We start from the raw sequence: 11,309 nt of genomic DNA on the forward strand, positions 1-11,309 counted from the left end.
GGCCCGGGGGAGCAGGTGGACTTCCGCGCCGACGTATGGGCGGATGAACTGCGGCCGTTCATCGAGCAGTTGCTGCCCGGGGCCCGGGCCGAAGCTGATGTCGTGCCAGGCAGGCCCGGGGCGACAATCGGGTGGGCGCGTCGTCGCGAACCGTCCGGCTGTCGTCCAGGCGCGGAATCTCGTGCTACCAAGAGGTGACGGACCGAAGGCCTCCTGCCGCCGGGCGAGTCGTTCGCACTGAGGAAGACGATCACGTCTCCACCTCCCGACTGCTCGCCCTGACTGACGGCGTGGCGGCCATCGCCCTCACGCTGCTCGTCTTGGAGATCAAACCGCCTGCAGGCCTGCGGGGCACCGCAATGGAGCACGCGCTCGACGAGACCTGGTCCGACTTGGGAGCCTTCGCGCTGAGCGCCGCCGTCATCGGCCTCTTCCGGAGGGCACATCACGCCGTTGTGCGTGGGGCCACCCATGTCGACACCGTTCTGTTCTGGCTCAACTGTGTTTCTCGTCTCCGTGGGCATCGCCCAACTCTCGCCGACTGCCGCCATGTACTCCTGGGCGGCTGCTGTGCCGCTGTCCGTTGCCGCGGACCGCCTCGCCCACCGGCGGGGCAGTTGAAGCCCCTGGCCGCACCTACCTGCTGCTCCAGGGCGGCAGTTGGGGGCATCGGCTGTGAGGGGCGACTGCGGGCGTCGTGCGGCGTGCCGAGCGCAGTTCGGGCGTACCTTGAGCAGCCATGAGCCACGTTCCGCCAGAACAGGTCCTCGGTCCAGGACGGCGCGGCGCCCTGTCCGGGCTCGTCGGCGTGGCGGGGGCCGCGCTGCTGGCCGCGGGCTGCACCGGCAACGCCAAGAACGCCGTTGCTCTTGCCGTTGATCCCGTCCGCGCAGGTCACGCGATTCGCGGAGCGCGTTCACGGCGTGCCGGCCCGACAGCAGAGGATTCTGTGGCCGGGCCACGGACACGGTCGCAGCGAACAGCACGCGGCCCCGGGAGGCGGTCGACCGCGGACCACAGTGCCGGCCCCAACTCGACCAGCGGTTCGACGACGCCGGGCGCATAGCGGCGCAGCCCCTCGTCGACTGTCTCGTCCCGCAGGTGCCAGACCTCGCGGAAGGCGACCGCGTCCCGCTTCAAGAGGTCAGAGGTGAGGGCGATGCCGACCGAGCTGATGGTGCCGAACGCCGCGGTCAGTGCCTCGGGCCCGGCGGGTGCGAGTGGTGCGCCTCGGGAGGCGATGTAGCCGAGCGGCCCCGGGAGGCCGCGAGCCTCGAACCGCGCAGTCTCGGGGCCAGAGGGTGAATGCGCCGGGTGCGTTCATCCAGTCGAAGGTGGTGACGCTGGAGTGGCCTTGCTGGGCGAGATACTGCACGCGTTGAGCCGCGGCGGTGGGGTCGGGGTTGGTGTCGTCGAGTGTGGGGACGACGCTTTCGGCCGAGCCTTCGACGGCGAGGTAGTGGCTGCGGCAGTACCACGACATGGTGTACCCGTCGTTCAGCCAGCGGGTGGCCTGGGTGTCGAAGACGACGAACCAGGGGCGCAGTTCGGCGTCGTAGATGAGGCGGGGGTCGCCGTTCGGGCTCGGTCTGGTCATGGCAGGCCACATGGAGGCCTCTCCCAGGCGGCCGGCTGCCGACAGGTCGGCCAGGTGCTGGGCGTATTCCTGTTCGGTGGAGAGGTTGTCCAGCTTGTAGCCCGCGAGCTTGTTCTCGATGGTGCCGGTGATCGGGAAGACGATGAACTTTCCTCGCAGCTGGTTCCAGGTCGGCCAGGCTCCGGCCATCGCCGCGGCGTCGAGGGTCGTGTAGGTGGTTCCGAGCATGTCCGAGGGGGTGAAGAGGTTCCCGGCGCCGAGGTGTCCGGCCACCAGCTGGTCCAGTTGGGCCGGCCCCATTCCGGCATTGGACCGGAAGCCCCATTTGAGTTCCAGTTTGATGTAGACGGGGTCGTGACGAGGGTGCGCGTCGCTCCAGGCCTTGAGGTCGTCGAGGCAGGTTCTGAGGCTGCCGTTCTCCCAGGTGGTCTTGAAGACGCCGGACCCGGTGGTGTAGGTGCAGTTGTTGTCGTTGACCAAGGGGTCGGAATGGCTGACGATCCATCCGCCGGGATTGCCGTAGGTGCTGTAGGCGTCGATCTCCAGCAGGTGCGCTGCGAGGTCGAGGCCTGCGGTGATCGACTTGGACTTGCTCTTGTCGTAGGCGTTGTGCAGTCCGGACGCGGAGATCTGGTCCAAGGGAACACTGTCGAAGGCCGATGTGTCTGCCGCCGTCTCGATCGTGGCGGCGTGACCGGGCGTTGCGGAGGCCCGCGGCGAAGCCAGGCCGAGCAGCACGGCGGCGGCCAGAGCACAGGCCCTGCGGCGCCATGGACGAGCTTGCGCTCGTACGGAGGGCATCGGAACTCCTGACGTGTGGGGGAGTCGTGCGCGGCGCGATCCGGCAAGGAGGTGAGATCGCTTCGCCGTCGGCTGTGCGCCGATCAGGCCTTGGCACACCGTTGTCGTGACTCCGCGGCGGCCCAGGTGAAGATGCCCTGGGCCATCAGGGAGGCCTCGGACTCGGCACGTGCCTGGTTGACGTCGGCGCGTGCGGCGTGCGCGGTGGCGTCGTCGGGGGCGGCCTGTACGGCGAACTCCGCGAGGTGGCCGGCGATCCTCAGCTCGCCCGCGTCGGCGTAGCGCCGGGCCGCATCCGACAGCACGGTCGCACCGCCTGCGAGGTCCGCCAATGCGGTGGCGAGTCGGCCGTCAGGAGCCGGTTTGAGGTTTGCGGGGTTGCCGTCGTACCAGCCGGCGTAGCGCCGCCACAGGTTGCGCACGATGAACTCGGGTTCGTCGTACTTGGCTTGCAGGTAGCTCCGGTCGGCAAGATGGGCGGGCGGGCGTACGGTGTGGATGAGGTCGTCCAGCCGGGCTCCGGAGTTGAGCCCGTCCAGTGTCTGCTGGACCAGGCTCTCCAGCCATTCCGCGGTCTCGGTGAGCGCCAGGTGGATCCGGTCGGCGCCGAACACCGGTGCTCCGTGCGAGGGCAGCATGATCTCCGCGCCCAGGGTGGCCATGCGGCGCAGTGCGAGCGCCCACTCGCGCGGGTAGCGCTGCACCTTCTGGGGGTTGCCGCAGTTGGGAGACACCCAGATGAACATGTCACCGGGGCACAGGAGGCGGTGTTCGGGAATCCAGGCGGCGGTCGCGTCGTCGGTCTCGCCCCTTACGTGCAAGAGCTCGAAGGTCAGTTCGCCGCGCTTCAGGGTGAGCGCGTCCCGGTACGTCAGGTCGGGCCTGCGGTACTGAGTCGGCCAGGCCAGATCCGGGGCCTGGAACTGCCGTTGGTTGATGACAGCGTTGTAGCCACCCGTCAGCAGATAGCGGTCGAACCTTTCCCCGACCTTTTCGTGGGCGAGCACGGTCGGGCGTGGCGCATCCTCCGCATCGAAGGGACCCATCCCGAAGACATGGTCGATGTGACCGTGGGAGAACACGGCGGTGGTTACCGGGTGTCGGCTCCAGGCACGAACGGCCTGGTGCAGGCTGCCGGCGGCCCACGGGTTGCCGGTGTCGAACAGGATGACCTCGCCGTTCGTGCGGAAGGTGATGACATTGCCGAAGCCGGGGTACCAGCCGACGCCGTCGACCACCTCGATGACGCCGGATCCCGCCTGCCCGGCACGGACGATGCTGTCATCGACGGCGCCCTGCCAGACCTGGTCTGCGTAGTCCGTGAGGGAGAAGCTCATGGTGCCCATGCCACCGTGGACGAGTGCTCGCGGCAATCGGCCGCGAGCCCACCGACGGCTGCCTACGGTTGTGACATGTCACAACCAGACGCTGCGCTGGACGGCGCCATCCGGCTGGCCGCACGCCTCGAACCGCGGGTCAACCAGCTGGCCAGGGCCATCGTGGAACGTCAGCGGGCCGAGGTGCCCGGCTTCGACCTCCTGCCCGCAGACCTGCGGGACGTGGAGATCGCGGCGACGGCCCGCCACGCGATACGTGGGTTCCTCCGCCACGTGCAAGGCCTGCCGGACATCGACATCGGGGTGTTCCGGGAACGCGCCGCCGAGCGCGCCGAGGAAGGGCTTCCTCTGGTGCAGTTGCTCAAGGGGTACCACGTCGGTGCCGAGGTACTGCTGGACGCACTGAGCGAGTTGGCCCGCCCAGGCGAGGAAGCGGCGCTGCTGTCCCTGACCCGGATGGAGCTGAGGGCGCTCCAGGCCACCGTCGAGAGCGTCACGGAGGCGTACGTTGCAAGCCTCGCCGACCAGCAGGTGGCGGTACGGGAGCTGGCCCAGGCGCTCATCCGTGGCGAGGAGCCCGAGGAGGTCGCCGCCCGGTTCGGGCTGTCCCTGGAATCCGGCTACCTCGTACTCAGTGTGCGGGCCTTCGGGTCCCAGGCATCGGTGACGGCACGCAGGCTGCTGCGTCGGGCGCTCGCCCGGCTCGCCCCGCTGGCCGAGGGCCGCGTTCTCAGCCTTCCGGACGAATGCGGTGGCTTGGTCCTGTTGCCCGCGTCGACTGCGCTCGACGCCGTCGCCGACCGACTCTCCTCCTGTCTTCCGACAGCGTCGATCGTGGGCGCCGCAACTGCGGGCACCACGGAGGAGGTCCCTGCCGCGGCCGAACGAGCACGCCGGATCGCAGCCGTTGCGGACAGGCCAGGCTTGTACCGGCTGCGGGATGTGCTGCTCGAATACCACCTGTCGGGAGCCCCGGACAGCGCACCCGAACTGGGTGCCCTGCTGGAGGCGCTGGACCGGCAACCCGGCCTCACCGCGACGGTGGCCGCCTTCCTCGACTGTGACTTCGACCGGCGCCGCACGGCCCACGCACTGGACGTGCACCCCAACACCGTTGACAACCGCCTGGGCCGCGTCGCTGAGTCGACCGGCGCCGACTTGCACACCGCCCGTGGCGTCCAGCTCTTGGGTGCCGCGCTGACTCTGCGCCGGATCGCAGGACAGGGACACCTGTAGCGTCTCCAACGCTCGGGCACGCCTGACCGGGCACGCGACACAAGTCCTCGCCAGCCGCTTGTCCCGCGTTCGGTTTCGCAGGTGGAACCGCGCTTGCACGATCACGGCAGTATCGTCAGCGGCCGACTCGTCCCAGGGTCGGCTCTCGGCCGCCTGGCACCTGCCCGGCGCGCTTCGCGGCTTCAGCCCTTCGCCGTGAGCGGGGTGCGGATGAGCTGGGCTCAGTCCTCGTCCTGGGCGCGCCGGTAGAGCTTGGCGATGTCGTCGTCGAAGTATGCGGCGTAGGAGACATCGTCCTGGTCGCCGCCCCCCTCATGGCCGCCCAGGACGCCGATGACCGTGCCGGTGCGGCTCTTGGGGGCGTAGTCGGCGAGCCAGGGGCTGCCGCTGGTCCCGTCCTCGAGGTCGCTGCACTGGATGCGCAGCTGGGTGTCGCTGAACTTCGTGGTGCGGTTCCGGCATGAGATGGGGGTGTCACGGCTGCTGGGGTAGCCGGTGATCTTGACCTTGTTGTCGAAGCCGCGGTCTATGCCGAGGGTGTTGCCGCCCAGGGCGTCCTGGATGTCCTTGCCGTCCTTCTGGTCGACGACGAGGAAGGCGACGTCGAGGTCCTCGTCCTGCGACTTGGCCCAGCGGTCGTCGACGACCACCTTGCTGACCTTCCACAGGCCGGTGGGCTCGTTGCCGCTGCGGTAGCCGGGGGCGAAGACCAGGTCGTTCAGCGGCTGTCCGGAGTCGGCGTCGAAGGCGCAGTGGGCCGCGGTGATCAGCATGTTCCGGCCCGGACTCTGCACCACGCTCGCCGTGCAGAAGTGGGCGCCCTGGTCGTCCTTCTCGAAGACCGCGCCGATCCGGGCGTTCTCCTCGGTCCTGCGGGGGGTGTACGCGTTGCCGTCCTTGGCCGGCGCCGTCGCGGGGAGGTCCTGGTCCTGGTCCCGCGGGGACTGGCCCGGCCCGCCGGACTTGCCGAAACCGCTGCGCCCGCTGCTTCTGGCCGCATGGGTTTCCCCCGCGGCGTCGCCCATCACTGCGGCTGCCCCGACGATGACCAGCGTCAGGGGCAGTATGGAATTCCTGACTAGCGAGCGCACAAGGTCATTATCGACGCGGGCCGGGAGTTCGGGAGGTGCTTCAGCGGGAGGCTTCCCTCACAATCCACCGCCCGGATCGGCCATCGGTCCCCTGGCCGAGCGTGCCACCCGCGACGTCGTGCTCCCGCACCTGTCCGGCGAACACGGCGTCGAAAGCGTCCGGGACGCGCTGGTCACCACTCCGACGGTCCCCCACCTGGGCCAGGGAAGCGAGATGGGCGCCCACGGCGCGTTCACCATCGCCACCGGCATCCCGGTCTGCTTCTGCGACCCGGACAGCCCCTGGCAGCGCGGCTCCAACGAAATCGCGGGCGCGCGCAAGGGCGAAATCAAGGAGCACCCGCGGGGCATCAATCCGCAGGCCGTGTTCCACCAGGTAGTCGAACCGCATCTCGGCGACGCCGGCGGCGAGTCCACCACGCTGGACGCGAACGGGCACGACGCCGGAGTCGAGATCGACCGCGGCTACCTCGTGCTCAGCGACGGCGGCGTGATCAGCGCGCACACGTAGCCGCCGGCCCCACCGGCAAGACCGCCCGTCCTGAACTCGCCGGTTCGGGGTACTCGCGTCGCTCGTCGGAAGTGGCCGGGCGCATGACTGAGCGCGGCCCAGAGGAAAGCAGAGGGACGGGAGGTGACCGCCGTGTCGAGCACACAGCCACGCCAAGCCGGATTCGGCACGAGCACGGACCGCGCCGGCCAGGAGCCGGTGAGCGAGCTGGTGCAGCGAGCCTCGAAGCAGCTCACTGAGCTGGTGCGAGGCGAACTGCGCCTGGCTGAGGCGGAGATGAGGCAGAAGGGCAAGCATTACGGCAAGAGCGGTGGCCTGTTCGGCGGCGCCGGCATCGTCGGCTTCCTGACGATGCAGACGCTCGTCGCCACCGCGATCGCCGCGCTGGCGGTGGCGCTGCCGGTGTGGGCAGCAGGGCTGATCATCACTGCGGTGCTGTGTGTGATCGCCGCGGTAATGGCCATAAGCGGAAAGAAGCAGGTCGACCAGGCCGCGCCGCCCACACCCGAGCAGACGGTCGAGAACGTGAAGGCCGACGTGGCCGAGATCAAGGAGAGCGCACACCGATGACCCAGCCGCCCCACGACGAGCCCACCGCCGCCAGCACCGAGGAACTGCGCGAGCAGGTCGAACAGACCCGCACCGAGCTCGGGGAGACGGTCGAGGCGCTCGCCGCGAAGACCGACGTCAAAGCGCGCGCCCGGCAGAAGGCCGCCGAGGTCAAGGAGCAGGCCGCCGCGAAGGCCGATGAGCTGAAGGAGCAAGCCGCCCTCAGGGCCGGGGAACTGAAAGCGAAAGCCGCCGACCTGGCACACCAGGCTCAGGACCGGCTGCCGGACCCGGTCAAGGACAAGGCCGTCCAGGCCGCTGAGCAGGCGAGGACGAAGGCGGCCCGGGCCGGTCAGCTGTGGGAAGAGAGGACACCCGAGACGGTGCGGCACAAGACGACCCAAGGGGCGCAGCTGGCGCGGGCCAACCGCAAGGTACTGCTGGTGGCAGCGACAGTGGCCATCGTGGCGTGGTTGGCCCGCCGCCATCGGAAGGAGTGAGGCCCGCGAAGACCTCCGAGATCGCTACAAGCCGGTCGGCCTGGCGCTTGGTGCCGTCAGCGGTATGGCAGCGGGAGCGTTGTTCCAGCAGATGTGGAAGACGCTCGGCCACTGCTTTCATGTCGTAAACGCCGGGTCCGGGTCGGACCGGGCACCGAGCGGGGAAACCGGCAGCGGACGCGCGCGAGGACCATGCACCGCTGCCCCGTGGTTGCGGTCATGTCTCACGCTCTGACGCGCGTGGCGAATGGGAGCGCCGCAGACTCCGGGCCGGAAGGGTCGGCCGCCAGCGCGCCAAGGGCGAACTCGGCACGTGTGGGGTCGGGCCTGCCGGCATCCGTCCGCCGGGCGGTCGCGCGCGGCCGTCGCCTGCGGGGACGCAGGCCGCAGTCCGGGCCGCAGTCCCCGGGCCCGGCCCCGGCCGCGGGGCCCGGCCCGGGGAGCAGGTCAGCGGACGTAGCGGTGCATCGTCACGGTCGGCATGAAGTCGGCCAAGGGGTCGTTGCCGCCACTGGTGCGCGGTGCGCGTGCCGCCTCACGGTCGAGGACGGCTTTGACCTGCCGGGCGAACTCGTCGGCCTGACGCGTGATCTGGTCGATCGGCAGGCGGGACGCCCTGAGGGCGTCCACCTGGCGGCTGATGCTGCTCAGTTCGCTGCGCGCCTGGCGGCTCAGGCTGAACTGCCGGGGTGTGGCCACGACGAATTGGTAGGCGGCGGAGACAGTCCGGCACGCCGGGCAGTGTTCGTTGACCGACCTGCTGATGTTGGTGGCGTTGATCAGGCGTGCGTTCCGGCCAGCCGTGGTGACGATCTGGTAGGAGAGCGCGACGGAACGGCAGGGGGCGTCCAGGGAGCATCCTGCCGAGACCGCGGTGGCCCGGTTGTTGGCCGTCACGGCGACGGAGGGGCCGTATTCGTGGATCACGAAGGATTGGTCGAACTGGTTCACGTGAGTCCTGTCTGCGTGGCTGAGCGCGGCGTCGACAGCGATGGCGACGTCGTGGGAGATGCCGGAACGGCCGGGGGTGGCGCGCGCCGCGGTGGTGACGGCCGTCATGGCCAGGCCGGCCGTGACGGCGACGCCGAGACGGACGGCCGTCTTGGTGGCCCTGGGAGTGCGCGGCTTGCGATGGTGCATGGTCTTCTCCTGCATTGGGTGCGGTGGTGCGTGGCGTCAGGAATGGCTCGGGAGCGATGGCGCGGTCGTCGAGGGCGAGGGCGAGGGCGAGGTGGGGGGAGGCTGCGAGGGCGAGGAGGAGTGGGAGGGGGACTCGGTGGGGGTCTGACTCGTGGACACGCTGGGAGCGGGGCTGGTGGGCGTGGTGCCGGCCGACGTCGTGGGGCCCGGTGAGCCGGTGCCGGGCGGCGGGGCCGCCGGGGATGCGGCGGACGGTGTGGCCGCGGGGATGTGCCGGCCGCTTGCGGTGGGATGGGGGACTTGCGCAGGGCGGCTCTGCCCGGGTGTGGCGCCGACGGAGTGGCGGGTGGCCGGATGCGTCGCAGTGGGGTGTGCGGGGGTGGGGGACGGGGTGCGCGGTGCGGGTTTGCCCGGTTGCAGGACGGGGGTGACCGGGGCGGCTTCCGGAAGCGGTTGGGGGGTCAGGCCCTGCACCCAGGCCGTGGCGAGGACGGTGCAGCCCACGGCGGCCGCGGCGGCGAACGCCAGACGCACCACCGGCCTTCCTGCACTCGCCCTCGCGGCAGCACGCCAAAGGCGGGCTGCCAGCCGGGCGGCGAGGTAGGCGCCTCCCGCCATCGGGCACAGCAGCATGAGTGTGCCGATCACTCCGACCAGCCCGGCCGCCATGTGCCCGTCGGCGAACGCCGCGATCGTTCCCAGGCATTGGTCGTGCAGGCCGCGCGCCGCGGTGGCCAGCAGGCGCGGGAGGTTCCACAGGGCGTACGCCGCCTCGGCGAGCAGCAGGGGGACCATGGTCAGCACCCACACCGTCACGATGGTTCGTGCGGAGCGTTTGAGGTCCGCCACCTGCGCTGCGGCCCGGTGGTGCCCGGGCAGCAAGCTCAGCAGGATCGGCTTGACCTTGCCGTACAGGTCGGGTACGCCGGCCAGGTCGCCCAGGATGTAGTAGCCGTCCAGCCGCACCGCCGGTACGAGCTGCTCGAGGACTTCGAAGTGCGCGAGGTACACCGCGGCGAGAAGGAAGGACTGGCCGGTGAGCAGGAAGGCTGCGGTGAGGGCCAGCATGAAGATGACGTTGAAGTAGACGCCGCCCAGTCCGGTGCGCAGGCGGCCGGTTTTCCCGATCCGGTACACGTCGGTGACGTCCGTGTACATGGACGGCCAGATCAGGAAGATGCCGCATCCGATCCTCCCGGGCACTGCTCCGCTGTACCGGCAGGCCGACGCGTGCCCGAACTCGTGGAAGAGGAGGGAGGCCACGGTCAGCGCGAAGATGATGAGCATCCACAGCGGCTGTTCGAGCACCTGCAGCACGGGTGTCATGGCTCCGTGGACGGCGAAGAGCCAGGCGTCCATGACGACGACGCCCGCCAGCGTCAGCACCACCACCAGGGGCCGGTGCAGCCATGCGAGCGCGGCGGCGATGCGAGCCACCTGCCCCTCATGGAAGATCACTTTGTGGCCGCGCAGGGCGAGCAGCAGATCGGAGCGGGGAACAAAGACCTCGCCGGGGTGGTCTCCGAAGGGGACGGTGATCCCGAGCGGGGTGAGCTTGTGCTCCACCAGGTAGATGATGTTCTCCGTGGTGACTTCCGCCCCGTAGCGGCCACTGACCCGGTGGGAGATCGCCTCGGCGTCGCGGACGCCGTCGACGCTGCTGACGACGAGGTACAGCAGGCGCGACAGCTGGATCACTTGTCCGTCGCCGCGGCGGACGATGTATCGGCGCTCGATGAAGCCCGACCCCTTGTATTCACCAAGGGTCTGCAGACCGTGGCTCGGTCGCGGGACGGGTGCGGTGCTCGGGGACGCCGGGGTGCCGGCCGTCATGGCGGGTGCCGGGTGTGCGAGGGGACCGGACGCGAGCGTGGCGTCCGTCTGCCCGGGGGAATGTCCGAGGTGTGGAGCGTGGGCCTGCAGCTTGGTGAGGCTTCTGTTGTCTTCGGACGCCGGCATGGTCTTCTCCTGGGCGCATCTGACGGTTCGACACATGTGCGCGGTGTGCAGCGGATGCCGGTGGGGGTGTCGTTGCATCCCGGCAGCCGCCCAAGAGGGCACGACCACATGGGGGCGGTCACGGGCGGCGGGTGCGCGGTGAGGTGAGGTTCGGTGCGAGGAGAGCGGTCCCGACGCAGACGGCTCGGCCACCGAGGCCGAGCGGGCCGGAAGCGTACTCGCGGGCCCCATTTGCCAACTGTGTTGGCTGCGACGGCTCTTGAGGCACCATAAGCAGGGAACGGGCGTGGCATGGTGAGGAACTGCCAGGTGACCCGGGCAGGGCCAGGTCCGTTTGCCGACCTGGCCCTGCCCGGTCCGCGTTACTGCTGCACGCTGATGCTCTGCGTGGCCTCGGACTGGGCGACCGCGTACGGCGAGCACTGGTTCAGCGCGGCCGATTCGTTGTGCGCGTCCACGTGCGCCACCTTCTTCGTGACGGTGGTCATCTTGGCGAAGTTGAACGAGAACTTGCCGAGCGCCTCACGCCCCGGGAGCAGTTGTGCGGTCTCGGCCTCGAGCTGGTCCATGTTCATGAAAAGACTCCTT

General features: G+C 69.8%; 11 protein-coding genes and 2 pseudogenes. 6 read left to right on the plus strand and 7 right to left on the minus strand.

The features are described 5' to 3' along the window. The first annotated feature begins 194 nt into the window (after positions 1-194). A complete protein-coding gene (locus tag LMU33_RS41985) occupies positions 195-743 on the plus strand; it encodes a TMEM175 family protein (protein ID WP_372477966.1) in 549 nt (182 codons plus the stop codon). A gap of 151 nt (positions 744-894) precedes the next feature. On the opposite strand, the gene LMU33_RS41990 is transcribed toward LMU33_RS41985, so the two are convergent. The 3 genes from LMU33_RS41990 to LMU33_RS15165 all read right to left on the minus strand — a co-directional run bounded on the left by LMU33_RS41990 (position 895) and on the right by LMU33_RS15165 (position 3,735). After that, on the minus strand, positions 895-1,242 hold the full coding sequence (locus LMU33_RS41990; RefSeq protein WP_372477969.1) for a helix-turn-helix domain-containing protein: 348 nt from the start codon (positions 1,240-1,242) through the stop codon (positions 895-897). Continuing rightward, positions 1,145-2,236: a Ca2+-dependent phosphoinositide-specific phospholipase C gene (locus LMU33_RS15160; RefSeq protein ID WP_228620883.1), complete on the minus strand. Its 1,092-nt coding sequence runs from the start codon at positions 2,234-2,236 to the stop codon at positions 1,145-1,147. The genes LMU33_RS41990 and LMU33_RS15160 overlap by 98 nt, the downstream gene beginning before the upstream one ends. 245 nt (positions 2,237-2,481) lie before the next feature. Next, positions 2,482-3,735 carry an alkyl sulfatase dimerization domain-containing protein gene (locus LMU33_RS15165; RefSeq protein WP_228620884.1) on the minus strand — a complete coding sequence of 418 codons (1,254 nt, stop codon included), beginning with the start codon at positions 3,733-3,735 and terminating at the stop codon, positions 2,482-2,484. A 75-nt stretch (positions 3,736-3,810) separates the two neighbouring features. Between LMU33_RS15165 and LMU33_RS15170 the strand changes: the two genes are divergently transcribed. Beyond that, on the plus strand, positions 3,811-4,971 hold the full coding sequence (locus tag LMU33_RS15170) for an RsbRD N-terminal domain-containing protein (RefSeq protein WP_228620885.1): 1,161 nt from the start codon (positions 3,811-3,813) through the stop codon (positions 4,969-4,971). A 221-nt stretch (positions 4,972-5,192) separates the two neighbouring features. Here LMU33_RS15170 and LMU33_RS15175 read toward each other — a convergent pair whose 3' ends face one another. After that, positions 5,193-6,062, minus strand: coding sequence for a trypsin-like serine peptidase (locus tag LMU33_RS15175; protein WP_228620886.1), 870 nt, complete (start codon positions 6,060-6,062; stop codon positions 5,193-5,195). 76 nt (positions 6,063-6,138) lie between these two features. On the opposite strand from LMU33_RS15175, the pseudogene LMU33_RS41995 reads away from it, so the two are divergent. The 4 genes and pseudogenes from LMU33_RS41995 to LMU33_RS42000 all read left to right on the plus strand — a co-directional run. Further along, positions 6,139-6,366: pseudogene (locus LMU33_RS41995) on the plus strand (IS30 family transposase); the annotation flags it as partial. A gap of 405 nt (positions 6,367-6,771) precedes the next feature. Next, positions 6,772-7,143, plus strand: a complete 372-nt coding sequence (locus tag LMU33_RS15185; RefSeq protein WP_228620888.1) for a phage holin family protein — start codon at positions 6,772-6,774, stop codon at positions 7,141-7,143. Beyond that, positions 7,140-7,622 carry a DUF3618 domain-containing protein gene (locus tag LMU33_RS15190; RefSeq protein WP_228620889.1) on the plus strand — a complete coding sequence of 161 codons (483 nt, stop codon included), beginning with the start codon at positions 7,140-7,142 and terminating at the stop codon, positions 7,620-7,622. The genes LMU33_RS15185 and LMU33_RS15190 overlap by 4 nt, the downstream gene beginning before the upstream one ends. Continuing rightward, a pseudogene (locus LMU33_RS42000) lies at positions 7,609-7,734 on the plus strand (DUF4235 domain-containing protein); the annotation flags it as partial. The gene LMU33_RS15190 and the pseudogene LMU33_RS42000, both read left to right, overlap by 14 nt. 335 nt (positions 7,735-8,069) lie before the next feature. Here the strand turns inward: LMU33_RS42000 and LMU33_RS15200 are convergent. The 3 genes from LMU33_RS15200 to LMU33_RS15210 form a co-directional block, all read right to left on the minus strand. Then, positions 8,070-8,762, minus strand: coding sequence for a hypothetical protein (locus tag LMU33_RS15200; protein WP_228620890.1), 693 nt, complete (start codon positions 8,760-8,762; stop codon positions 8,070-8,072). Between the two features lie 36 nt (positions 8,763-8,798). Continuing rightward, positions 8,799-10,721, minus strand: a complete 1,923-nt coding sequence (locus LMU33_RS15205; protein WP_228620891.1) for a zinc metalloprotease — start codon at positions 10,719-10,721, stop codon at positions 8,799-8,801. Positions 10,722-11,083: 362 nt separating this feature from the next. Then, positions 11,084-11,296, minus strand: a complete 213-nt coding sequence (locus tag LMU33_RS15210; protein WP_228620892.1) for a hypothetical protein — start codon at positions 11,294-11,296, stop codon at positions 11,084-11,086. Positions 11,297-11,309 lie beyond the last annotated feature (13 nt).

Origin of the sequence: Streptomyces barringtoniae, assembly GCF_020819595.1 — a bacterium.
Lineage (GTDB): Bacteria > Actinomycetota > Actinomycetes > Streptomycetales > Streptomycetaceae > Streptomyces > Streptomyces barringtoniae.

Bases quoted from the DNA above. Each gene is read 5' to 3' on its own strand.
- LMU33_RS15165 (WP_228620884.1), bottom strand. From the start codon at position 3,735: ATGAGCTTCTCCCTCACGGACTACGCAGACCAGGTCTGGCAGGGCGCC.
- LMU33_RS15170 (WP_228620885.1), top strand. From the start codon at position 3,811: ATGTCACAACCAGACGCTGCGCTGGACGGCGCCATCCGGCTGGCCGCA.
- LMU33_RS15190 (WP_228620889.1), top strand. From the start codon at position 7,140: ATGACCCAGCCGCCCCACGACGAGCCCACCGCCGCCAGCACCGAGGAA.
- LMU33_RS15200 (WP_228620890.1), bottom strand. From the start codon at position 8,762: ATGCACCATCGCAAGCCGCGCACTCCCAGGGCCACCAAGACGGCCGTC.
- LMU33_RS15205 (WP_228620891.1), bottom strand. From the start codon at position 10,721: ATGCCGGCGTCCGAAGACAACAGAAGCCTCACCAAGCTGCAGGCCCAC.
- LMU33_RS15210 (WP_228620892.1), bottom strand. From the start codon at position 11,296: ATGAACATGGACCAGCTCGAGGCCGAGACCGCACAACTGCTCCCGGGG.